The sequence below is a fragment of the Vibrio marinisediminis genome (assembly GCF_014050145.1).
In the GTDB taxonomy this organism is placed as follows: Bacteria; Pseudomonadota; Gammaproteobacteria; order Enterobacterales; family Vibrionaceae; genus Vibrio; species Vibrio marinisediminis.
Genome location: NZ_JACFYF010000001.1, coordinates 542207 through 566101 on the forward strand (window position 1 = coordinate 542207; position 23895 = coordinate 566101).

Here is a 23895-nt window from a genome sequence, read left to right on the forward strand (position 1 = left end):
TATCAATTTGTTAGATAGTTAGTAACTACACCTTATCCAAATTTTTGATGATACTACCTGCCTCAAATCAATAGTTATATAGGTAGTTTACTATGAAGAGTAACGCACCAAATCAAAACCGTGATGTTCAAGAGGAACTAAGAGCACTCAGAGAGCGATTAAGCCAAAGCAGTCAGACATTACAATCCTCGTCTACGGGTTCCAATTCTCAAGAGTTATTGTCTCTGGTGATTAAAAGTACCGCTACATTTGAAAAAGAATAATTAGAAGGGGGCTCGCCCCCTATTAAATAAGTCGACTTTGGCTATAAATATTACAGGCTATAAGCATCATTCACCAAAACTGTATTGTCGCTTAACCTCCACAACTTGCACGGTATAAGACTGATACCATTTATCTTGCCCAAGCTTTTGCGCGACCGCATGTTTGCTATCGTTGTGCCAATTGCGAATGTCCTCTTCGTTATTCCAATACGAAATTGCTATTTCTTGTTTTCCTTCAGTGACAGCGATGAAGTCTTGGCAGTGATATTTCTCAAATGCCAGTTGCCGCATTACACCAACCATTTCAGTGTACGATTTATCTTGAAAACCAGTTTTAGCGCGAAAGATTACTGCAAACAATGACGACTCCTTTCGTTACGTTTATACAAATAAAATGGGATATATATAAAACAACTAGGAAATAGATGGCTATTCCACGTCGTTGTTTTCCTTAAACTGGAACCAGTGACAAGGCTCTGAATCCTGTATCTTGAAGTCACTTGGGTATAAGCCAAATTACGGCTGACGGCTGAATAATAAGTTCCCGCTAGAAATCATTAAAAATACCGCACAAGTTCTATTAAATAGCCGAGCCATTTCAGGTTTGCGAAACCAATGACGTAAATAGAGACCAAACAGTGCGTAAAGGCTGATGCTCAATATTTCCAGTACGAGGAAAGTTGTACCCAATGCAAAAAACTGTTTTTCAACGTTCGCGCTCGAATCTACAAACTGCGGCAAGAATGCAGTAAAAATAAGGATCGCTTTAGGGTTGCCTGACGCAAGCAGGAATTCTTGACGCAACAAAGAAAATTGACTGCATGCTAGATTAGAAGAATAAATTGGACTCGCGGTTGAACGCCATAAACTAAGTGCTATCCAAAAAAGATAAAGTGCACCAAATAATTTAATAGCAAAGAAGAGAGTTTCTGACGCATAGAGAATGAAGGCTAAACCAGAAGCCGTTAATGCAATCATCACACTGAATGCCGCAATCCTGCCAAGCCCGGCTAATAGGGCGGAACTAAATCCGTAACACCGTGCATTATTCATTGCCAACAAATTGTTGGGACCCGGTGTCATGTTCAACGCGAAACACGCTGGTACAAACATTAATAAAGTCCATAGCTCCACATCAAAATCCTTTTTAACCTATTTACAATGTAAATTATCACTTAAGACCTTCATTGCGAACGCCAGCGTAATCACAGCTAATTGACCATGCAGATATTCCTTTACCAGCATGGTGAGAAGCACTAAATTCCGCGCTACTGTTCACATTGTGATATTGCAAAAATAGCAGTAATTCTTCGCTTAGTAAACGGGCGACAAGGTTTGACCTATGACCAAGATTAAGAGAAATATAAGACGCGGATTTTCTCCAACTTCCAATTTACATTGTAAATATTAACGAGACGTCGGAAAGCGATGTGGCGCATCAAAACGATAGGTTGCGGTGACGCGTTTACCTTGCTTTGAATATTGAAGTGAATCACAAAGTTCTGTCGCAAGCACGATGCCTCGTCCGTAAGTAAGATTGTTCTGTGCTTCCTTAGGATGCGCTTGATAATCGAAGCCTTCGCCATTATGTTCCAACACCATCACCAATTGCTGTTGTGCTGGTTGATAATCAACATCCAATATCAGCCACGCATCCGAGTTAAGCTCAGTGAGCTTTTCTTCTCTTTGTTGATAGAACAAAAAGAATCCTTCCGGCAATTTTTTAATGGCACTGTCCATACCTAGCAAACCATAGTCTATAGCATTGGTAACCAACTCAGACAAAATTGAGCAAACCAAATCTAAATGTGGACCGCTAAACATAATGCCGGACAGAAAACGTCGAATATCATTCATTAAACTAACGTTCTGAATGACCTCAGATGAAAAAGATAAACTCGACTGCATCGGCAACATACTCATCGATTCATCATGGCTTAACTCAATCGTTGTTTTGTCACTTGATATAGGAAATTCCATTGAGAGTATCGATAAGTCATCTTTAACGTCTTTATAAGCAAACTCACGCACAGACTGGTATAACGTCGGTATCGCCCACTTTCCCGCTTGTAATACGGATTCTAATCTTTGCTGCCCAAACGGCTCTCCTTGCGAATCTACAGCTTCAATAACGCCATCCGTATAGGCGATGATTCTTTGATGCGGCTCAAGTGTAAGGTGCACTAAGTTCGCTTCAAACTCATGTGCCGATAAAACGCCTAACGGCATATGCTTCGATTCTAGTTTTCGCGCTATCTTTCCGTCGGGTTCGAGAATATAGGCATCGGGTAATCCGCCGCCCCACCATGACACTTCAAACCCGCTTGCACGGATTTCAAAAACACTCGCCGCAAGCATCATGCCTGAAGGCAGAAAACGAGAAAGCACGTCGTTTATCTCCGCGACGATTTCCCCTAATGCAAGCCCTTTAACTGCCATAGAAAAGAATGCGCGTGTTGCTGGGATAGCAGAAATTGCCGCAGGTAAGCCGTGCCCTGTCGCATCCGCTATCATCACGTAGACACCGCCATGGGGGCGGTTTGCGACCACGATGAGGTCACCATTAAATATGGTAGAAGGTGTCGAGATGTATTCAATACCAAATACATGTTTTACTTGGGCGCTCATCTCATCTTTTAGGTTTGAGAATATCGATTCAGCAATCGCGTAGTCATACCGAACTTGATCGTGAAACAGACTTAATTCATCGCGCTGTGCCATCACTTCATTATGCATAGTAACAATGCGGTAGTGAGCCTGCACTTTTGCGAGCAGCACGCTACTCTCAACAGGTTTAAGGACGAAGTCATCGCCTAGAGAAAGGCAACGTTCAAACGAATCGTGATCATCCAACACGGTGAGGAAAATTATCGCAATATGATGTTTGGGGAATGCTTCACGGATCTGTTGTGCGGTAATAAAACCATTTTGCTCAGGCATCATCACATCAAGCAATACAATATCGGGCAAGCTATTCATTTCCCGCATTGCTTTGACCACCCCGCGCCCGCTTTCAAAGGTATCTATTCTTGACGTTACATGACTCAACATCAGGCGACACAATTCCCTGTTAGTCGCTTGATCATCGACAATCATAATCCGCATAAGTGTGCCCTATTCAATCTTGAACTTTTTGTCGAATCTAGAAATAGCGAGAATTTTCCGCACCTGAGGAAGCGTGTTGGTCAATCGAATAGCGCCATCACTATGTTCGAGATAGTTCTGCATATTAATAAGTATGCCCAACCCTGCGCTATCGATGTAATCCACTTTGCGTAGGTCTATCGTGAATTGATATTCATGCTTTTCAGAATAGCAACGCTTAAACTCGTGAATTAAATTAAAGCCAAAGGCACCTTTGACAAAGATGACTACTTGCTTTGACTCTGTGTCAACTTCTGCCCTAACAGACATGAGCCCTCTCCCCCTTTCTCGCTGCGAATAGCTTTTACTATGATTTGTTGTTATCCAACATTACGTTCGTCCACTACATCACTGACCTAACATCACTGACCTAACATCACTGACCTAACATCACTGACCTAACATCACGGCAATAACGCACTGTCATTGATGTGTTGCTCCACGACAGCGCGATAACCGGCAATATTAAGTAGTCACGACGAAAATGATGAGATTACCAACCTCACCTAATAAAACTAATTGCGTATTGTTTGAGTGTAGAAAGGAATCGTTATTAAGCAAATAGGCAATGCAAATAGGTAATTATACGAATGACATACGGTTAGTTGTATGCTTGTAGATTACCATCTTCGCCTCATGGTAAGTGCAGGACTTTGCACTTGAAGATATTAGGCTAGATATAGGACAGGCGTTAGTGGAATTTACATTGTAAACAGCAGGTATAATTTACAGTGTAAAACCAATTCCCGTTTACACTGTAAATTGTTTTAAAGTTGGTTAAGCAGTTGCGCCACTTGCAGGCGTACTTCTGATTCGAGCTGTTTCCTTCCAGTGAAATTAAACTCTTCCGCACAGTCATTCCAACTCCACTGCTGAACTACTTTACGAACCAGTAGAGAGTAGCAAAGAGAAAAGCCTACCTGCCATAAAGCACGTTCAATGACTGGTGCGACATTTTCGTAATGACATCCTCCAATGGCATAGTTCTCAAGCAAACGCAGTTCAGTCTGTTGAAGACGGGAGCTACTCAATGGATTTAGCTGAGCTAATGAACATACTAAACCGATATCTAAATGGCGGTACATCTCTTTTAACTGATAGCTCAAACATGACGAAAATAACGATTCACCGCAATCTATCCAATCTTGTTGACCGTCCACCATTATCAAAGAATGGCACCCACTGGCTTGGTCGCGCGTACTGCCTAACTTAATTGAGCGAAATCCATTTGAATGCCAGAAAGTAAGCAACTCATTGGTAACACCGTAACTGGTGGAATAGAAATGGTAATGGCTCTTTTGCTTAAGCTGCTTTAACAAATTAGAGCCAACGCCTCTTCCTTGCCATTCAGGGTGGACAGCAATGCGCATAATTCGCAGGCTCAAATCAAGTGCTGGTTGTTCTAACGCAAGATGGCTAACTAGAGAGGAGGCAACCAAATGACCTTTCGGTCTTCTTTTACCAAGGAGAATCTGTTTAGCCAGTTCAATATCAAGCCCTCCTTCTTCCACGCCAACAATACAACCTATGCATTGTTCCTGATTGAAAAGACCAAACAACTTCATCGCTGGGTCGTTTAAAAGCAGCATCAGATCATTCGGTGTCGTTTGATAATGCGCGTTAACTAACAAAGCAAAGCACTGTTTAAGAATATTTGGTGAAGTGAACAAATCAGATTTACTGACCTCAACCAGATCAATAGAAACCTCATCATCAAATGACAAAGGTGGTAACTCGCAATCAAGTAAAAATGTTTGATATTGCCATTGTTCTAATGGATCATTTTCAGCCCAACGAATGGGCGTATCCATATGATAGAAACGCGTACCGGGACGATTCTCTTGTAGCCAAGATTGAAACTTGAGTGTGAACCCTCGCCCACATCCTTCGTATCCATGGATCGTCGTAGCAAACACGACTCTGTGATAACGTTCAACAATAGTAATCAACATTGGTAAAGGTATTGCTGCCGCTTCATCAACAAACAATAAATCGCAGTCTACATGGCCACGCAACAATTCATCGGGCGCGACAAACTCAACTGATGAGCTATTCCAATCAAGTCGAAACTTACTTTGTTGCGCTCCAGGCAACCCTCGCAGAGCGTGTTCAAATAATGGAGCAACGTTACCTATGACGGGCGAAGTCACCACAATTCTAATTTTCCGCTCTGACATCAATTGAGCCGCTGCAATACCAAGGGCGCTGGTTTTTCCTCGCCCTCGATCCGCGGTTAAAACAAGTGGTCGACGGCGATGCCCACTAACCACTTTGTGAATATACCCAACAGCCTGTTGCTGCATGTCAAAGGGAGAATATGTAGGTAGGTCGGCTTGCAATATTGGTAGTACAGGCAACGCACCTTGCTGTTTAACCACAATCAATTGTTGCAGCGCACGCGAGAACCACTGCTCGGCGTAGTCATTCTCATCGTCATTGCGCAGCTCATGATGACTTTGGATAAAAATAGCTAAACCACCACCACGTAAAGTACCAAGCAACGAGGTAAGGCTATTGGCATCAATGCCATTTTGAATATCAACAACAAGTAATCCACATTCATGCCCAAGTAAACGCTGACCTTTATCCATTGGACACCATCGGTCTGAATATTGAGATTCAACGCCACCGAGTTGAAAGCACTCACCATTAGCCAAATTCGAAGCTATTTGGCAAAACGTCTCTTGCCACGCTTGATCGCCACGAAGGCATAAACCAAATCGGTGCTGACGCGATTGGGCAAGTTGGAATAACTGGGTCACAAATGACTGTTCAGATAACATAGCTTATAAACAAAAAGTGATTTGCAACTAGTATACTTTGTTATGCGCAATTTTCGCCATGGGTGAGCGACTTAAACAATCAATGTCGCGTTTTACTAGCCACTGAATCGAGCCATTATTCTTTAGGTACAAAAAAAGCCGCTCTACGCGGCTTTTCAAAATTATGTATGTTAGTGAAGCGACTAATTCAACTTAGCTTCGATAAAGCTTAGAATTTCTTGCATCACGTCATCATCAACTTTTTTAAGGTTTAGCGCCAAGTTAGCGCCTTTGCGGCTGTAACTTACACGTCCTTTAATCAAATCAACTTTATTACTCGCAGGGCGTTTGCTTGGTGAAAGCTCTTCAACCCACGCTTCAATCATCTCTGAAACGTCTTTAGTAATTCGAGCCACACCTTGTGCTGCGCTACGCTGCCAGGCAAAACCATCATCATCTCGGCAGTTCTTCAACAACATGCCTTTGTCTGCATGACTCAACTGGCTAAATTGTTTGTGCAGTTTAACGATCGTTGGGCGACCAAGATCAGCAACGTTCGGGTAAGCTTGTAGCAATTCCAGCGGTAAATCTGCGGCTTTAAGTGCCCCACTCACCAATGCTTCACTGCACTGGAACATTTTTGCTAATGCTTTTTGGTCTTCTGCTTCACCACTCTCCAATTTAGCCTGCATCTCCTTACCTTTTTCATATAGTGATAAAGGCTTGTGAGCGTTTGCTACGTCGGACAAGAATTTAGCGTGTTCTGTATTAATGTTTTGTGCAACATAAATAAGAAATGGTTTGCCAGCTAAGATACACGACATACGACGGCGGCTACCATCGAGAACGTCAATCTTACCATCTTCGCGCATGCGACCAACCGCAGGATACTGCTGTCCACGCTCACGAAGTGTTACAAGCACGTCAGATAGCGCGTGCTCATTAAGGAATGATTGCTCACGCGCATTCTCAGCAAAAACGACCGTGTCCGTTTCTACTTGATCTGCTTCAATTCGCATCAACTCAAACGCAACCATTTCTTCGCCAGCAACCGCTAGCTCAATGACTTGTGCTTGCTCTTTTGCTGCTTGTTGCGCTTCTTGCGGTGTGGTTGCGCGACGTTTGTTGGTTTTACCAAATAATCTAGCGTTTAAATCTGAAGTTTTAATTGCCATGAGTTAGTTACCCTTGGTTTAGTGAATTCCAATGACTATGCAATACTCGCTCAAGCTCGAGAGCGCTCTTCTGTACTGCGTCTTGTGCTGTTGCAAGGGTCTTTTTGCCCCCTTCGAAGTCACTGGTTGTTAAATCAAATACGGTGCTGTAGGTATCAGCACAAGTTTCAAATGCCCGGCTTCTAGGAATCGTCGCCATCATCACTTGATCACCCAATAGATAGTTCATCTCGGTAAGAACCGAAACTTGCTTTTTATTGTCGTCTTCAAACATTGTCGGCATCAAACGAACAAACTCAAGCCCTTTCCAATCATCAGGGAACATCTCGTATACCGTCGGCAGGTGCTGGAAGAAGTTCACTGTTGATGCCCAGTCTAGACGCTTCGCTGCGCATGGAATTAGCAATGCGTTCGACGCATACATTGCATTCCACACTAATGGGTCAACGTGTGGACCAGTATCAATCATGATCATATCGAAATCATCGGCAATCTTATCGATCAGTTTCTCTTTAAGTAGCTTAACAATATCGAGAGATTGATTTTGCGATAAGTTTTGCCAAGCTTCCGCGTTAAACATCGCGTCTTCAGGGAAGGCTGATACGGTCTTTAAGTTTGGATACTGAGTAGGTAATAGCACATTTTTGTGTAGAAATTCTTTGGTGATCTCTACCCCTTCAGGCACGTTCTCGAGCATCACATCGACAGCCGAATAGATATTATCGTGATCAGTTAAGCTAATTTGTGGGTTCAAAAATAAGCGCAATGAACCTTGTGGGTCCAAGTCGATAAGACAAATTCGGTAGCGCTTGTCTAAATTTAGCGCCATACAAGCCGCTAGATGAACCGCTGTCATAGATTTACCCGTACCACCTTTTTGGTTCTGCACGTTGATAATCCACGGTTTGCTGTCAGCTGTTTTCTTGCGCTCAAAGAATTTTGGCACACCAGCCGCATCCATCAGCATATGAGCTTCTTGCAATGAGATGGAATAATGATTGGCATTGTTCTTTGTAAATTGGTGACCATCCGCTTCTAACTTGCTGATAGCATCGTCCAATTTACGGCGAGTCAAACCAGAACGAGTTTCCATTAATGCTTTAGACATAGGAGGAAAATGTTCATCACTTCGCTCTTCTAACACAATCTCAATGCGGTCTGCTTGAACTTGTGCTGTTTGTTCCGCTAGCCGAATGAGATTCTCGATTGTCTGTTCTCTTTTCATTGCCAAATTCCGTTATTAGTAACCTGACATTATTGTACAGCACTTAATGCTTTTTACAATTAAAAGGTGAACACTAACCAATAGATAAACATCACATTAAAATGACACACCTTAACCATTTTAATGACATTTAAGAAAAGCATGTCATTTTTTAATCATTTTTCCACTGATAACTCGTGGCAAATAGATAAACTTTTCACGCGTTACATTGTCACTTATTTACATTGTAAAAAAGTAATCTACGGCTATTTTCTCAGCAGTTTACACGGAACGATTAGTTTTTAGCGATAAATTACGGTAGGTGTCAAATGGATTATTGAAAAAACGTAATTTCCGCCACAATTGAAAACAAAAACAAACAATACGTTTACTCATCATCCCGAACACCACAGTAGAAAGCGGGGACTCTGCGAAAGCATGATCAAGGGAAACATGATGATCATGCTTTCGTAAAAATATAAGCGTATGGGAAAAATGATCAAGGTAAATGCTACAGATAAATATCGATTCAATTACCATACGCGATATGATCCAACATTGGATCAATGATCAAGGTATGCTAACCCTCGGAAGCATGTAAAATGATGTCTGAATTACGGCGGAATGCAGATGAACACTAGCCTAACAGCCGATCGAATGCAAAATCGCCCCCATTTGAGTAAACAAAGCTGATTGAAGGCATTAAACACACTAACCTTGATCATGCTTTCAAATGAAGGAATCAGAGTAGAATATTGAATTCTCAGCCTAGTTGACTGTATTTCAATAAAATCGATGGCTATAAATTAAACAAATAAGGCGAAATAGGTTAGCTACCTTGATCATCGTTGCGGCAATAACCTCAATCTGGATTATAAATCTAGAATTCACTGATCATAGTTAGCTGCGGGCTTGTGGATAAGATGTGTAGCGTCGTTGATCATGCTTCGAGAACGACGTTGATCATTTATTCGAAGTTATGATGATCATGGTTTCAGTTAAATTTGATCATGCTTTCATTGAATTAATGATCATCGTTTCGATAAACTCATGATCATGCTTTCAAAGCGCTAAAAAAATAACTATTTAGTATCAGTAACTTAAAATCAAAATAAACATCAGATCAATAGATCATATAATCAATTTAGATCATATTAATCAGAAAGATCAGTTTAATAGAGCAATAAGTTTTTTCTTTCTTTATGATCTTTTTTTCTTTATTCTTCAGGAACAATAACGATATTACGGCTTATGTGATACGGATCCAAGAATGAGTTCAGAACAAAAAATACTGATCAAAGCCCCACGCAGTCATAAGGATGGACATCTATTTGAAGTGTCTGAAGCTGCAGTCGACTGGATAGATCAATACCAACACTTCAAAGGCGTGACTAAAAGCATAGTAGAGCTTCTGAATTTAATATCACTACGTGGCTTTCGTAGCAAAGATGGTCTGGTTTCTACCACAGAACTGATCGACGCAACAGATGGCCAAATTACTCGTGCAGCCATTCAGCAGCGTTTACGTGCAGCGGTTACAGTAGGGTTATTTGATCAAATCCCGGTTAAGTTCGAAGAGGGTTTAGCTGGGAAAACCATGCTGCATAAGTTTGTGAACCCAAGTAAGTTGATTTCCGCGCTAGGCGCAACCAGTTTAGTCACTGAAAGTGTCAAACAAACTGAAAAAAAGAAGCGCTCTAAAGCACTCGCTCAAACGCAAGTAAACAAGCGCTTACTAAACGAATATGGCTTAAACACGCCACCAGCGATGAAAGATGAAGCTGACCAGTTTGTTGTATCACCAACCAATTGGGCGGGCATTATTGACCAAGCGCTAGCTCCACCACGAACTCGTAAAAACTATCAAAAATCGATGGTGTCAATATCAGGCACGCGTGCAGTGATCGAAACACGATCATCAAAACACATCATGACGGTCGACGATCTTATGACGCTGTTCGCCTTGTTTACCTTGACGGTTCAGTATCATGATCACCACCAGCATCAATATCAACTTGATGCGAAACACGTACCAAATAAAACACCGCTGTACATCACCGATATTTTGTCACTTCGTGGCAAGAAAGACAGTGGTCCTGCGCGTGACTCAATACGCGATAGTATTGATCGAATTGAATTTACCGATTTTCAACTGCATGAACTTGCAGGGCGTTGGTTAAGCGAGAACATGCCAGAAGGCTTCAAGAGCGACCGTTTTCGTTTCATAGCCCGAACCATTACTGCATCAGAAGAAGCACCTACAGAAGGCGCTGACGGCGAAATACGTATTAAACCCAACCTATACATCCTAGTTTGGGAACCGTCATTCTATGAAGAGTTGCTCACACGTGATTATTTCTTCCTATTTCCGCCAGAAATATTGAAACAACACACCTTAGTCTTCCAACTCTATAGTTACTTTCGTACTCGTATGTCACGTCGCCACACCGATGTGATGCTTTTGAGTGAATTGAACCAAAAATTAGCGCGTAACATTGAATGGCGTCGCTTCTCGATGGATCTGATCCGCGAGCTGAAGCGTTTGTCTGAAGGCAAAGGATCCGACGAGCTATTCGTGGTGAATTTATGGGGTTATCACTTAACGATCTCGGCGGTCAGCGAAAAAGATAAGATCAAAGACTACCAAGTTGACATTAAGTGTGACGTTGAAGAGGTTCTACGATACTCCCGTGCTCGCACGACGAATGCGGGCAAGCGCAATATGGCGCCAACGTTGCCGAACCCATTACGCAATGAGATGGTAACGCGCCAGCAGCTGGATGAACTTTCTCAAATCATTGATGGTGAGTTCGAACCGATTCAGCGTAAAGAACGTTCACCTAAAGGGCATTTAGGGCGTCGAGTGAAGCAACGCAAACACTTGGTAGAGATAAATGCGGACGAAATTACCATAACGCTATCTAAATACACCTCTGAGGAGGCTCTAGAACGCAGTATAGCGGCGTTAGCGGCTATGACAGGGCATTCCCAAGGATCTATTCGTGAAGAGTGTCAGGAGTTGATTGAGAAGCTTGATTGGCTTCGTGTTGGTGAAACGCCGATTCCATATGAGACATTGAGCAAGATGATCGAGCTGTATAACAGCCAGAGTCATAACAAGCATTTATCAATCGAACGTTTGATTGCCGGTTTGGCAGTACGCCGTAAAGTGTGTAAGCAAGTGATGGATGGTCACTTGGATGAAACGGTCTTTAGGGCGCTGGATGAAGTTGCAATTTAAAGTTCGCCATTGTTCATTAAATAGACAGTTTTACTACATTGAGCTGACATAGCACTGACAATGTTATTTAAGCAAACGCTATGATTAAAGACGAATAGACAACCTTTTGTCCTTTCTGATGAAATATTAGGGTAGTTCCTACCCTTCTAGATTGGCTCATATTGTTACATTCATTCTGAATTTTATTCGCGAGTTCTACGGAGCTCGCTTTTTTTTGCCTGTCGTACAGCCAAACTGCCCTTTCTGCTTAACGATTTCACTTGGATATAGTACGAACGATTTTGAGAGTGATAGCGTCCAACGCCTTTAAAACACCGGACACATGAATGAAAATACGGAAAGATGATCAAGGTAGAGCGATCGATAATATCGATGTGGATCAATGATAGGGTTGCGAGCCTTGATCATGCTTTCGGATCTCATTCCATCCTTGCGCTGCCATAAACAGAACGTGTGCCTCAATTAATTGGTGTGATTCTCGCTGCCAATCGTTTTGATGCTGTTGATTGCAAAACTCCAGTGCCAATACCGTAAGATGTTGTAACCGCTTCATCGACCAATCTTTTAACTCAATATCAGCTTGGGTGTGGCTGGCGCAGGCTTGTAATTTACTGCTAGCCAGCTGCAAGTATTGGTAGGCGACGCTCGGCTCGCGATAGCGCAAACTATGGAAAATGCGCAAACACCCATCCAGCCAGCATGCGATCGCTTTGCTTTGTAATTCGGTAATGGTAGGTCCCCAAATAGAATCCGGGGCAGAAAGGATCAGTGATTGTAATGATTCATCTTGATCATGCTTTCGGGTTTCATACCAATGGCTGATCTGCTCTACCCAGGACTCTAATTGATTCATGCGACGTTATCCCATTGCTTTACAAAGTGATTTGGACCAGCTTGCTTAACCCCATGATGAACGATAGCGCTCGTAGCACGAATTTGATCCGCTTCTATTGAGTAGTTTGGTTCACTTTCCACTAAATGACCAAATGGTAGGTCAGGATCGGGCACCGCGGAGATCAATAGCTTAGTGTACGGGTGTTGTGGGTTGGTTAAGATCGCTTGTGTGTCTCCCCATTCTACAATCTGCCCTTTGTACATCACTGCTGTTTCTTCAGCGATATAATGGGCGGTGGCGAGATCGTGAGTGATGTAAAGAAAACCAATACCTAGCTCTTTTTTCATTCTTTGCATTAGGTTAAGCACGCCAAGACGTATCGAAACATCGAGCATTGAGGTCGGCTCATCAGCCAAGATAACCTCCGCACCGACCGCCAGAGCACGTGCTAAATTAACTCGTTGGCGTTGCCCACCACTGAGTTCATGAGGGTATTTTTGCAATGTATCCGGATCTAACTCCACCAGCTTGAGTAATTCTTGAAGTTTGCTTGGGATCTCAGCACTATTTTTCACCTGTTTGTGGATCTTTAATGGGCGGGTGAGGTGGTGTTCAATGGTGTGAGTCGGGTTGAGTGAGCCAAATGGATCTTGAAATACCATTTGCACTTTACTGCGATAATCGAGTAGATCTTTGCGGCTTTGGATCTGATTTATATTCTTGCCCTTGAAAAAGATCTCGCCACTCGTCGCGGGATAAACTTTAGTGATCAAGCGGGCACAGGTACTCTTACCACATCCAGATTCGCCGACCAGTGCCAAGGTTCGTCCTGGGTAAAGGCTTAGGCTGATACCTTGTAGTGCTTTAAAACGTTCTACTGAGGAGAACCCGCCACCGACATTAAACTCTTTGACGATATCGTTGAGTTGGATAATCGCTTCACTCATGCCATTGCTCCTTCTGCTTGATGTTTATTTTGGTGGATGTTCGGGAAAGAAGCCCATAACTTCTGAGTGTATGGATGTTGAGGGTTAGAACGGATCTGTTTGGATGTGTTGACTTCGACGATCTCGCCGTGTCGCATGATGGCAATGCGATCGCATAATTGGCTCATCAGCGCTAAATCATGAGTAATAAATAAAACCGAAAAGCCAAATTCTTCTCGTAGTTGATAAATTTGTTGCAAGATCTCTCGTTGTACGACGACATCAAGCGCGGTGGTCGGTTCATCCATGATGATCAATTTTGGATTGAGGGATAATGCAATTGCGATGACCAGTCGTTGGCGCATACCGCCACTAAACTGGTGAGGGTATTCGCTTAGCCGTTCTCTTGGAATATTGACCAAATCAAGTAGCTGTTCTGCTCGGTGTTTGGCTTGCTCTTCTGTCATGCCTTTATGGTGTCGTAGAACATCGGCAAACTGCTCTTTGATCGGAAGAACCGGGTTCAGTGAATTCATCGCACTTTGGAACACCATCGCGATCTTGCTCCAACGAATTGTATTGAATTCGCGCTCAGCAAGTTTAAGTAAGTTGTTACCTTCAAAATGAATTTGCCCTGCAGAGATAAACGCAGGCGGCTTATGTAATCGGTTAATCGCAAAGGCGATGGTACTTTTGCCACAACCAGACTCGCCGGCGAGCCCGAATATCTCACCGTGACCAATATCAAAACTAACGGATTTCACGGCGTTGAAATCACCATGGTCGGTGATGTAATCCACGCACAAGTCGCGGACTTGAATTACCGGTTCTGCATGAAAGGCATGCTGCAATAAATGTTCACTCATAACGACACTCGATTGATAAAGAGAATGATTATCATTAACTCTTAATTCGAATGAGAAAAGAAGTCTGAAAGAAAAAGGTGAACTAACTCGAAAAATAATCGCTGTTAATCGATGAAAAAGAGTCGGTGAGCTTGTGAGGAGGTGGTGATAGTTTGTGCTTAACGTGATCTAGAACAAGAATCATATTCTAGGGGGAATTTTCTAAATGTAATGCGCATTTCTCGTCAGTGCAAAGTAAATTGAGTGCAATTTTTAATAAGCTAATTGAACTATTATCGCCATCACATTCTCGACTGAATCTGCTTAACAAGATAGGGGAGTGTTTGCTAAAGATTACCTCGTCCCTTGCATGGTTTTCGCGGAGGTTTTTATGTCCATCAATTCACTAGACCATGATGAAATGACAAGTATTGCAAATAAGTGGGACTTCACGGAAGAAGTTGAGTCGCAAAAGCCCACTTCAATGGTTAAATCTGCTGAAGCTCGTCGCCGCATAGAAGCGCTACGAGAGATTCGTGAAAGTGGATTAACGATTGAAGAAGCGAGAGAACTTGGTCTGCTTCATTAAGCAGATGTTTGCAAATATTGTCCTGTAGGGTGGCTAATCTATAAGCCACCCTTTACTGTTTTTGATCTTATCCCTGTTTTCTTCTCTCTACATTCCTCTTTGGTGTGGTATATTTCCGCTTTGTATTTTTTAGGATTCGAGAACTTACTATGTCGGTGAATTTGTCGTTGCTGCCCGCAGATGAAAAAAATAAGGTTGAGCTAGATAAGCAAGCCTCATTTTTGGTGTGGAAGCTTAAAGAGGCGAAATCAGGTCCTGAAGAAATTATTCAACAAGCGAACCAACTCGTCGATGAAACCGAACGAACTTGGTTTATGCAAAGCGTTGAAAAATACAAACGATTAATGGGCATCGCGTGACCCAAAGCGATGAGGCTAAATTGAAAAGCCCTCATTTTTTGCTAAAATCCCTCGCATTAAATTGAAATTAGAGAGAACGTCCCAATGGGAAGAAGTTTTGAAGTGCGCAAAGCCTCAATGGCAAAAACAGCAGGCGCAAAAATTAAAGTTTATTCCAAGTACGGTAAAGAAATTTACATGAGCGCTAAAAATGGCGGTTCAGATCCAGATATGAACTTGTCATTGCGCCACTTGATCACGAAAGCGAAAAAGGACCAAGTTCCTGCGCACGTTATCGAGAAAGCACTTGATAAAGCAAATGGCGGCGGTGGTGAAGACTACCAACCAGCTCGTTACGAAGGCTTCACTCCTGGTGGCGCAAGTGTCATTGTTGACTGTTTAACTGATAACGGTAACCGTACTTTCCAAGATGTTCGCCAATGTTTCGTGAAAACAGGCGCTAAGATTGGTGGTCCTGGTACTGTGTCTCACATGTTCGATCACCAAGCTGTATTCCAGTTTAAAGGTGAAGACGAAGAAGCCGTACTAGAAGCACTAATGATGGCTGACTGTGATGTTGCTGACATTGAACTTGAAGACGGTGTAATCACTGTTTACGCACCTCACACTGAGTTCTTCAAAGTGAAAACGGCGCTAAACGCTGAGTACGCAGATCTTACTCTAGACGTTGAAGAGATCACGTTCGTTCCTCAAACGTACACAGAAATTTCGGCTGATGACCAAGAGAAATTCCAGAAGTTCCTAGATCTTCTAGAAGACTGTGATGACGTTCAACAGGTATACCACAACGCTGAAGTTTAATTTCAGTGTTGAATTGATCAAAGGCTTCGCATTTGCGAGGCCTTTTTTTTTGCTTTCAATTAGTTTGAATCAGTTTGAGTTGCCTGCAGGGTAGGGCGCTTCGCGCAGAATAGCTGGTACAACAAATATAATATTCCAAGCGTAACTGCCAATTGCCAGCCTCGCAACATAGTGCGCTCTAAACCCATTTCTTGTACTCCAAGGTAGAGCTGAATCGGCAGCATGGTTGCTAATAACGCATCGGCATGAACATCTCGCGCTGTAACATCGGCTTTTACCATCAAGCTGGCAATCGAAAAAATGAGCACAACCAGTAACAATGCATACATAGCCCATATGGATTGGTGACCGCTTAGTAGCATGGTAAAAATGGATGCCAGTGCGCAGCCTCCTACTTGAGTGATAAAGCGCCTCTCGATTACTTGGCGAAAGGCTTCGGCTTGGCATTGTAATGATGCGGCAATCACCGGCACCATACAGAAGGTGGCGGACAACATGTCAACTTGCAGTAGAAAACCGACGCCAATACCGATCAATGAGACTGATAACAATCGCTGCTGCGCTGTCACGGGGCTCTCTTTAAAGCTTGGCGGCTTGCCTTTTGATGCTATAGGAAATAGTGCGACGAAGGCTTTACAAACCAGTGCAGTGATCATCATAGAGATCAATATCTCATGAATACGGGTCGTCATGTCTGCACTGGTATGTTGAGCAAATACAATCACCAGTATCCAGTTAAATGTTGGCATCAGCATTGCACCCATTTTTGCGGGTGTGGTGGCTCTGCGGCGCATCCAATCAAAGAACAATAGGCTGATGGTCCATATTATGAACGGGTGGTCATAAAAGGTATTGCTAACCACCAGCGCAGTACTGGCGGCGAGCAAGGTGGGCAAAAATACACGGGCTAACCCCATCCAAGAGTAGTCTTTGCACTTGGTCATGATGATGGTGGGATACAGCGCCAAGTAAACCGCCGATGACAAACCGAGTAGCTTACCTAGTAGCATGCAAACCGCGATGGAAAGAGTGACTCGAATTGCCTCATTGCGTTGTGAATTGTTGTCAAATCGAAACATCATTGGCGACCTAATAGATATAGCGAAATAGTGCGACTAAATGAATCCATGTAGAACTGATGGCATCAATTACGGGAGATCCATTGACCATAGATAGCGACGCACGAGCACCAGAGATGAGTTGCGCCGTTGAATTGGCATCAAGATCTTCTATTTGGATACGTACTCGAACTTTTTGTTGTTCGCGAATCCAGCGGTTGTCGTTAGCCACATCCACCAATTGACCACCACTATTATTGCTATCGCGTATTGCACGTTCTTGGCTCTCAACATGACCGATAAACACCTGCCCTGGGAGCGCGTCAAAGGCGATATAAGCGGTGTTCCCTTGCTTTAAGTGGCTGATGCCTTTCTCGTTAAAATCTGCGCTTAGCCAAGCTTGTGCTTCGTTCACCAGTAACAGTGCTGTTGCCCCTTGGCTAATGTAACTGCCGGGTTGTAACTGCAAGTTGGTCACCACCCCTGCGGTTTGTGCGATTATGCGCGTATGGCGCTGGTCCAATTCTGCGCTGGCGAGCTTGGTTCTGGCTAACTGAATGGCGGCGTTGTTTTCAGCGTCAGTTAACTGCGCTTCTATGCGCAGGACATCAGCTTGAGCAGCAAGTAATGCACTATGAGCCACTTTGACATTGAGTTGGCTGTCTTCAATGGTTTGTGTGGTGGTTAAGCCTTTCTTATATAAAGCTTTGTTACGCGATAGCTTTGCTTGAGTGTTTCGTTGCTGTTTTTGGCGTTGTAATAGCGTCTGCTTAGCGGCAATGAGCTGCTGCTCACTGGCTTGAAAACTTTGCTCGGCTTGGATCAGTTCTGCTTTAGCTTGCTTAACTTTTAGTTGGTAGCTTTGATCATCGAGAGTAAAAAGTGTGTCACCAGCATTGACCCATTGACCATTCTCTACGGCAACATGGTTGATCACGCCGGAGGCTTCAGGAGCAATGGTCACGATGTTGCGATGCATCGACGCTTGAGTCGTAAAAGGGGCAATATTGTCAGCGGCAACTAAGAAAATAGAAAACGCAGCAGTGACAGTCAGTACGGTGTACAGAACGTATTGGTAGATTTTTTCAGTCACAACAATTCTCTTAAATAGTGTTTTTCCATCCTTGAATTTGGGTTGCAAACGGCTGCGTAAGCAAATATCTATCTGTTTACGCAGCAATCCATGCCGCAAGGCGGCGAATTTGCGGTAAGACTGTAAGGTTGAGCAGCAGAGCACAAGGCCAAGCGATGGTGAAGCTCTCTAGCCAGATCATTGGCCACTCACTATTAAAGCCAAGTTTGTAGCCTGATAGCACACCCGACATCATTAATGCCATAGCGAAAGATGACATCAGCGCGGTGATCCAAAACAGTTTGCTGTTCATTATTTACTCCTATCGAGCTTGGCTTTTTGTTGAGCTCAGTATATAACCACTCAATAGTGAGAAAAATAATCAGGATTAGAAGTGTGAATTCCATATTTGGAAACGTAGATGATCTCTATCTGTTTTGCTCGGTGGTAGAACATGGCTCCTTATTAGCCGCATCTCGCCATTTGCACTTGCCGGTTTCCACCATGTCTCGGCGTTTAACTGCGCTAGAGTCACGTCTAAATGTCCGCTTATTGGAAAAACAGGGCAGGGAATTGGTGGCAACGGAGTCAGGCTTACGTGCCTTCAATCTGCTAAAAAGTGGTATGGAGAGCATTGAAACCGCGTTTGATCAATTGAGTGAAGATCGCCAAGATGTCGAAGGCAAAATAAAACTGGCGCTGCCTTACAATTTGTATCGAGGCTTTGCCAGTGAAGTGGTGGAAGAATTTCTTATTCGCTACCCGAAAGTGCAGCTTGATCTGGTGCTGAGTCAAGAGCAGATCGTGCCGCAGAGCGACCGTGATTTACTGATGACATTTGATCTTCGTGAGATGGAGGGGATGATAGCCAGACCTTTATTTGAAGCGAATCATGGATTTTTTGCCAGCCCAGAATACATTGAAAACGCAAGCGAGATTGAAGACCTCGCGCAGTTGACAGAGCAAGCGTGGGTTTCGGTTGATAACATCGTTGATTTGCCGATTTATCGCGGTGATGAACTGGTCGAAGTAATTGAAATTAAACCTAAGCTGGTGGTGAATGACATACTTGCCGTTATCGCTATGGTAGAGAAAGGCTTAGGCGTTGCATCTTTGCCATTTCGTCATGTTAAGCCTGAAGCCAATTTGGTGCAGCTACTACCAGAGTATAGCCGCAGTACACGCAAAGCCTACCTAGTGTACAAGCAGCGTCGATACCAACCTAAAGCGTTGTCACTGTTTGTTGAAGCACTACTAGAAGGGGTAAAAAAAATCCAATAGTCATTCCAAAGCGCTGTTGGGGAAATCAGCACCGCGGTTTGCCACGAAAAGTACAAGCGAATAAAAGAAGAGTCTATGTTTTCCGCGGCAAGAGTAGGTCAATATGACGGTGTAAATTGATGAGGCTTTAAAGATAAAAAAGAATAGAAGCCCGAGGAAAAGTCAGCTCATAAGGAAGAATAACATGTCTCTACAACAGGATTTTCGAAACGCGATGTCTAAACTTGCTGCTGCGGTTAATATCGTCACCACTGGCGGTGAAGCTGGTACCATCGGTATTACCGCAACAGCCGTTTGCTCAGTAACCGATACCCCAGCGACAGTGCTTGTGTGTGTTAATCGTAATAGCGCATCCAATGAAATTATTAAGAAAAACGGCAGTGTTTGCATCAATGTCTGTGCGAGTGAGCATCAAGAAATGTCGATGCATTTTGCTGGTATGACAGGGCTTTCAATGGAGGAGCGTTTTCAACTTAATGGTTGGCAGAAAAACGCAGACGCAGTGCCAGTACTTAAAGGCGCGTTAGCAACATTGGAAGGTAAAGTGGCTTCGATAGAAGAAGTCGGTACTCACTCGGTATTTTTTGTTGAGCTGCATACTATCCACACAGAAGATAAAGATGGTTTGATCTACTTTGACCGCGAATTTAAATCAGTCGAGGCGAAAGCACCGGTTGCTGAAGTGGCGTAATAGCACAACGTTACTTGCCAATATCAATAGAAAAACACCCACGAATGTGGGTGTTTTTCTATTATAACAAGCCAATCTATTTAGTTTGCAGCTCGATCAACTCGGTGAGTAGTTGTGAAAGTTGCTGGTATTTTTTTTCACCGAACGTTTTCTTAAGCGCTGAATATTGTTGTTCAATCTGTGGTCTTAGCTGCTCGACCAGCGCTTGGGTCTTATCAGTAATATGAATGTAGAATTGGCGGCCATCGTGCGGTGATTTTTGTTTGGTCACAAAACCTTGTTTTTCGAGACGGCTAATAATGCCAGTTAAGCTAGGGCTCAAAATACATGTTTCATGGGACAGTGTTGAAAAATCGGTAGGACCTTTAGATTCAAGCACTCGCAATACACGCCATTGTTGTTCTGTGAGGTCATTATCTGCAAGAACAGGACGAAAGTACTGCATTGCAACATCTCTAGCTTTAATTAGCTGAATTGGTAGAGAATTTTCGTATTTAGTCATTGAGCTAACCTTATTAATTATTATTAAGCCAATATTGCTGGATAATACGACTCATCCCTTTAGTTTCCCCTAGCTATAGGCTACTACAAAACATGGCTACGTCTTATAGTAATTTGTTTCGTCTTATGATGAATAGCTAAAAAAGGCTCCTTAACTATTTAAGGAGCCTAAAAGGCTGTTAATAGAGCATGTTTGGCAGATACAGCGCAATCGCGGGTATCATCACAATCAGTGCTAAACGAACCATGTCAGCGACCCAAAAAGGAAGGACGCCTTTAAAAATGGTGGCGGTATTGATGTCTTTTATTAGCCCGGAAAGGACAAAAACATTTAGACCGACTGGTGGGGTGATCAAACTGATCTCGGTCACTACCACCACGATAATGCCAAACCAAATTGGGTCGAAACCCAACTCGACAATCACCGGGAAGAAAATTGGCACAGTCAGCAACATCATCGACATACTTTCAAATACACAACCAAGAATAATGTATATCAGCAAGATAATGCCCAGCGCCATCATGGGCGTCACATTGGCAGTTTGGATCAGATCAACCAACGCGGTTGGTAAGCCTGCTCGGTTAACGAAGTTAGACAAAATCAGCGCGGAAATAACCACCGCGAAGAGAGACGCTGATGTTTTCGCGGTATCAATCAGAATTTCACGCAATACGGCGTAGTTGATTTTTCCGCGAACTGCTGCCAACGCAAAGGCACCACAAGCACCAATACCTGCCGCTTCGGTCGGTGTAAATGCACCGATGTAGATACCACCCATAACGATGACGAACAGCAGCAAGGTTGAAAAGATCCCTTTCAGAGCCACTAGGCGATCTTTCCAACTGACTCTTTCGCCCGGAGGGGCGCTTTCGGGTTTGCGCATCACAACCCATTGCACTGCCGCGAGATAGAGGCCAATACCGAGTAAGCCAGGTAAGAAGCCAGCAGCGAACAGCTCTCGGATACTGCTTTCAGTCAGTAAGCCGTAGATCACCAGCATCACGCTTGGTGGGATCAAAATCCCTAATGTGCCACCGGCTGCGATAGACGCAGAGGCTAAGCCATCAGAATAACCATATTTTCGCATCGGTGGCATGGCAACTTTAGACATGGTTGCTGATGTGGCTAGGCTTGAGCCACAAATGGCTGAGAACCCACCACACGCTAAAATGGTCGACATAGAAAGACCACCACGACGATGTCCAACAAAGGCATTACAGGCACGATAAAGCTCGTTGGAAATACCCGCTTTGGTGACAAAGTTCCCCATTAAGATAAAGAGTGGAATGACCGAGAGTCCGTAGTCTTGACCGGTATCAATGATACGTCGCGCCGCCATCGACATCGCGGCGGTCCAGTTGTAATCATTGATATACCAAAATCCAACAAACCCCACCACACCCATGGCAAACGCAAGGGGCAAGCGCAGCAAGATCAGTGTGATCAATACTGTAAAACCAATAATTGACTCAATCATCTAAGCCTCCTTGCTTTTGATGCTTACGTCTGAAGAAGAGTCAGTACGAGAGAAAAGCTTTTTGGTGTAGTAGCCAGCATTAAACAAAGTCAGCGCACCACCAATAAAGCCAGTAATGGCGATCAGATAAGTCACGAAACCAAGAGGAAGTTCAAGTATTTCAGTCACTTCTTCGTACTCCATCGAGCGACCAGCGAGCTTCCAGTTTGTTGCAGCGACTAAGATCAGTGAGCAAGAACAGATCAGGTTAATCACAATTTGACGTATACCAACCCATTTACTGGGGAAGTAGTTGTCTAATAGGTCAACGCAGATGTTCTCTTCTTGCCAAGAGACCAAAGGAAAGGCCATAAACACCATTATTGCTAATAGCACTTCAACCATTTCAGTTGAGCCCATAATCGGGGCATTGAATAGGTTTCGCGCCGTCACATCAACAAAGGTGATGACCATCATCAGGAATAGACTCAAAGCAGCGAGGGAGCCAAGCCCTCGCTCTATGGTCTTAGCGAAACTAAAACCAGTCATAGGCTTTACATCCCTTGCTCTAGTTGAGCATTAAAGTATCGATAAGCTTCCGGACCATTCACTTTGCGCTTTTCTGCCACTTTGTACCAATCGGAAACCAGTGGTTCACTTGCTTGTTTAAGCTGCGCCACCATCTCTTTTGATGCTGGAGTGAAGGTATGACCCGATTCAAGCGCTTGCTGGTAAGCACTTTGATCGGCGTTATCCCACATTTGACCAAATAGGCGCGATAGTTTTTCCCCCGATACGGCGCGGATTGCCTCTTGATCTTGCTTTGAAAGATCAGCAAATGTGTCTCGGTTCATGATGATCGCGAAACTACCGCGATATAAACCACCAGGAACAACCAGAGTATTGTCTGCTACTTCAGCTAAACGGAACGAGCTAAGCGCTTCAAATGGTAAGTAGGCACCCTCTACAACACCTTGCGATAGAGATTCATACACTTTGGTGGTTGGGATGAAGACAGGTGTGACTTTCATGTCTTTTGCCATAGTAGAGATGACACCGCCACCCACACGAATTTTTTTACCTTCAATGTCGTCGAGTGAATCAACAGGCATTTTTGTGATCAATTGACCCGGACCATGCACACTCAAGCCCATCACTTCAACGCCACGGTGTTCGCGACCATCCTTTAGGTACTTATCAAATGTGCGCCAGTAAGCCTGCGACATTAACTCAGAACTGGTTCCCTCGATAAAGGTTGGGATTTCTGGCAGTTGAGTCAGTTTAAAACGTCCTGCTTTATGCCCATGAAAAATCCAAGTTACATCGCCGATACCATCGGTGACCACATCGATTTGGGTATGCGGAGGCGCAAGATCGTATTCCACTTTCAAAGTCACACGACCTTCTGTTGCTTCTTCAATCCATTCGCCCCACGTTGGCCATACTACTTTGTTGATGCCATGGTTTGGCGAGCCCCAAGTGCTGACTTTTATTACTTTCTCTGGTGCTGCATTCGCTGACATTGATCCCATGAGTAGCAGAGCGGATGTCGTAATGGCGGCGATTTTATTTAGTCGCATAACGCTAGTCCTTTTTCGTTCACGTTAGATTGAATTGCCCACTGAGTGAGTCGTATGAATATTTACTTAATATATTAACTAATCACGAAGGATTGCAATGTGGAATGTTAA

Annotated in this window: 24 protein-coding genes; 7 read left to right on the forward strand and 17 right to left on the reverse strand. The window is 43.6% G+C overall.

Translation table 11 applies throughout. From position 1 onward, the window contains the following. The first annotated feature begins 92 nt into the window (after nt 1-92). A complete protein-coding gene (locus H2O73_RS02510) occupies nt 93-263 on the forward strand; it encodes a hypothetical protein (RefSeq protein WP_182106189.1) in 171 nt (56 codons plus the stop codon). A gap of 66 nt (nt 264-329) precedes the next feature. Here the strand turns inward: H2O73_RS02510 and H2O73_RS02515 are convergent, their stop codons facing one another. From H2O73_RS02515 to H2O73_RS02545, 7 genes are all read right to left on the reverse strand, one after another. Then, on the reverse strand, nt 330-623 hold the full coding sequence (locus tag H2O73_RS02515; protein WP_182106191.1) for an antibiotic biosynthesis monooxygenase family protein: 294 nt from the start codon (nt 621-623) through the stop codon (nt 330-332). Between the two features lie 156 nt (nt 624-779). Further along, the gene (locus tag H2O73_RS02520; RefSeq protein WP_182106193.1) at nt 780-1397 is read right to left on the reverse strand and encodes a LysE family translocator; all 618 of its coding nucleotides are present in this window, start codon (nt 1395-1397) and stop codon (nt 780-782) included. A 273-nt stretch (nt 1398-1670) separates the two neighbouring features. Further along, the gene (locus H2O73_RS02525) at nt 1671-3368 is read right to left on the reverse strand and encodes an ATP-binding SpoIIE family protein phosphatase (RefSeq protein ID WP_182106195.1); all 1698 of its coding nucleotides are present in this window, start codon (nt 3366-3368) and stop codon (nt 1671-1673) included. 9 nt (nt 3369-3377) lie between these two features. Next, complete coding sequence (locus H2O73_RS02530) at nt 3378-3677, reverse strand: STAS domain-containing protein (RefSeq protein ID WP_182106197.1); 300 nt, start codon at nt 3675-3677, stop codon at nt 3378-3380. 497 nt (nt 3678-4174) lie between these two features. Continuing rightward, a complete protein-coding gene (locus H2O73_RS02535; RefSeq protein ID WP_368737142.1) occupies nt 4175-6169 on the reverse strand; it encodes a GNAT family N-acetyltransferase in 1995 nt (664 codons plus the stop codon). A 203-nt stretch (nt 6170-6372) separates the two neighbouring features. Continuing rightward, complete coding sequence (locus H2O73_RS02540; RefSeq protein ID WP_182106201.1) at nt 6373-7344, reverse strand: ParB/RepB/Spo0J family partition protein; 972 nt, start codon at nt 7342-7344, stop codon at nt 6373-6375. A gap of 7 nt (nt 7345-7351) precedes the next feature. Continuing rightward, entirely contained in the window at nt 7352-8569 is a 1218-nt protein-coding gene (locus H2O73_RS02545; RefSeq protein WP_182106203.1) for a ParA family protein, read from the reverse strand. 1249 nt (nt 8570-9818) lie between these two features. Here H2O73_RS02545 and H2O73_RS02550 point away from each other — a divergent pair. After that, nucleotides 9819-11789 carry a replication initiator protein RctB domain-containing protein gene (locus H2O73_RS02550; RefSeq protein WP_182106205.1) on the forward strand — a complete coding sequence of 657 codons (1971 nt, stop codon included), beginning with the start codon at nt 9819-9821 and terminating at the stop codon, nt 11787-11789. Nucleotides 11790-12168: 379 nt separating this feature from the next. Here H2O73_RS02550 and H2O73_RS02555 read toward each other — a convergent pair whose 3' ends face one another. The 3 genes from H2O73_RS02555 to H2O73_RS02565 are packed head-to-tail and all read right to left on the reverse strand — an operon-like array spanning nt 12169 to nt 14416. After that, nucleotides 12169-12642 carry a transcriptional regulator gene (locus H2O73_RS02555; RefSeq protein ID WP_182106207.1) on the reverse strand — a complete coding sequence of 158 codons (474 nt, stop codon included), beginning with the start codon at nt 12640-12642 and terminating at the stop codon, nt 12169-12171. Next, nucleotides 12639-13571 (reverse strand): ATP-binding cassette domain-containing protein, encoded by a 933-nt coding sequence (locus H2O73_RS02560; RefSeq protein WP_182106209.1) that lies wholly within the window; start codon nt 13569-13571, stop codon nt 12639-12641. Before H2O73_RS02560 ends, H2O73_RS02555 begins: the two co-directional genes overlap by 4 nt. Further along, nucleotides 13568-14416: an ABC transporter ATP-binding protein gene (locus H2O73_RS02565; protein WP_182106211.1), complete on the reverse strand. Its 849-nt coding sequence runs from the start codon at nt 14414-14416 to the stop codon at nt 13568-13570. Before H2O73_RS02565 ends, H2O73_RS02560 begins: the two co-directional genes overlap by 4 nt. Nucleotides 14417-14786: 370 nt before the next feature. On the opposite strand from H2O73_RS02565, the gene H2O73_RS02570 reads away from it, so the two are divergent. From H2O73_RS02570 to H2O73_RS02580, 3 genes are all read left to right on the forward strand, one after another. Further along, nucleotides 14787-14984, forward strand: coding sequence for a PA3496 family putative envelope integrity protein (locus tag H2O73_RS02570; protein WP_182106213.1), 198 nt, complete (start codon nt 14787-14789; stop codon nt 14982-14984). Between the two features lie 149 nt (nt 14985-15133). Further along, a complete protein-coding gene (locus H2O73_RS02575; protein WP_182106215.1) occupies nt 15134-15343 on the forward strand; it encodes a DUF3283 family protein in 210 nt (69 codons plus the stop codon). An 84-nt stretch (nt 15344-15427) separates the two neighbouring features. Beyond that, nucleotides 15428-16144, forward strand: coding sequence for a YebC/PmpR family DNA-binding transcriptional regulator (locus H2O73_RS02580; RefSeq protein WP_182106217.1), 717 nt, complete (start codon nt 15428-15430; stop codon nt 16142-16144). 59 nt (nt 16145-16203) lie between these two features. Here the strand turns inward: H2O73_RS02580 and H2O73_RS02585 are convergent, their stop codons facing one another. The 3 genes from H2O73_RS02585 to H2O73_RS02595 form a co-directional block, all read right to left on the reverse strand. After that, complete coding sequence (locus tag H2O73_RS02585; RefSeq protein ID WP_182106922.1) at nt 16204-17223, reverse strand: DUF2955 domain-containing protein; 1020 nt, start codon at nt 17221-17223, stop codon at nt 16204-16206. A gap of 10 nt (nt 17224-17233) precedes the next feature. After that, nucleotides 17234-18295 carry an HlyD family secretion protein gene (locus H2O73_RS02590; protein WP_182106219.1) on the reverse strand — a complete coding sequence of 354 codons (1062 nt, stop codon included), beginning with the start codon at nt 18293-18295 and terminating at the stop codon, nt 17234-17236. Between the two features lie 76 nt (nt 18296-18371). Continuing rightward, complete coding sequence (locus tag H2O73_RS02595; protein ID WP_182106221.1) at nt 18372-18587, reverse strand: DUF2798 domain-containing protein; 216 nt, start codon at nt 18585-18587, stop codon at nt 18372-18374. Nucleotides 18588-18643: 56 nt separating this feature from the next. On the opposite strand from H2O73_RS02595, the gene H2O73_RS02600 reads away from it, so the two are divergent. Beyond that, entirely contained in the window at nt 18644-19555 is a 912-nt protein-coding gene (locus H2O73_RS02600) for a LysR family transcriptional regulator (protein ID WP_182106223.1), read from the forward strand. Between the two features lie 184 nt (nt 19556-19739). Beyond that, nucleotides 19740-20246, forward strand: a complete 507-nt coding sequence (gene hpaC / locus H2O73_RS02605; protein ID WP_182106225.1) for a 4-hydroxyphenylacetate 3-monooxygenase, reductase component — start codon at nt 19740-19742, stop codon at nt 20244-20246. Between the two features lie 76 nt (nt 20247-20322). On the opposite strand, the gene hpaR is transcribed toward hpaC, so the two are convergent. The 4 genes from hpaR to H2O73_RS02625 form a co-directional block, all read right to left on the reverse strand. After that, nucleotides 20323-20748, reverse strand: a complete 426-nt coding sequence (hpaR, locus tag H2O73_RS02610; RefSeq protein WP_182106227.1) for a homoprotocatechuate degradation operon regulator HpaR — start codon at nt 20746-20748, stop codon at nt 20323-20325. A gap of 178 nt (nt 20749-20926) precedes the next feature. Continuing rightward, a complete protein-coding gene (locus H2O73_RS02615) occupies nt 20927-22225 on the reverse strand; it encodes a TRAP transporter large permease (RefSeq protein ID WP_182106228.1) in 1299 nt (432 codons plus the stop codon). Continuing rightward, nucleotides 22226-22753 (reverse strand): TRAP transporter small permease, encoded by a 528-nt coding sequence (locus H2O73_RS02620; protein WP_182106230.1) that lies wholly within the window; start codon nt 22751-22753, stop codon nt 22226-22228. Between the two features lie 5 nt (nt 22754-22758). Then, nucleotides 22759-23784 (reverse strand): TRAP transporter substrate-binding protein, encoded by a 1026-nt coding sequence (locus H2O73_RS02625; protein ID WP_182106232.1) that lies wholly within the window; start codon nt 23782-23784, stop codon nt 22759-22761. Between the last annotated feature and the right edge of the window lie 111 nt (nt 23785-23895).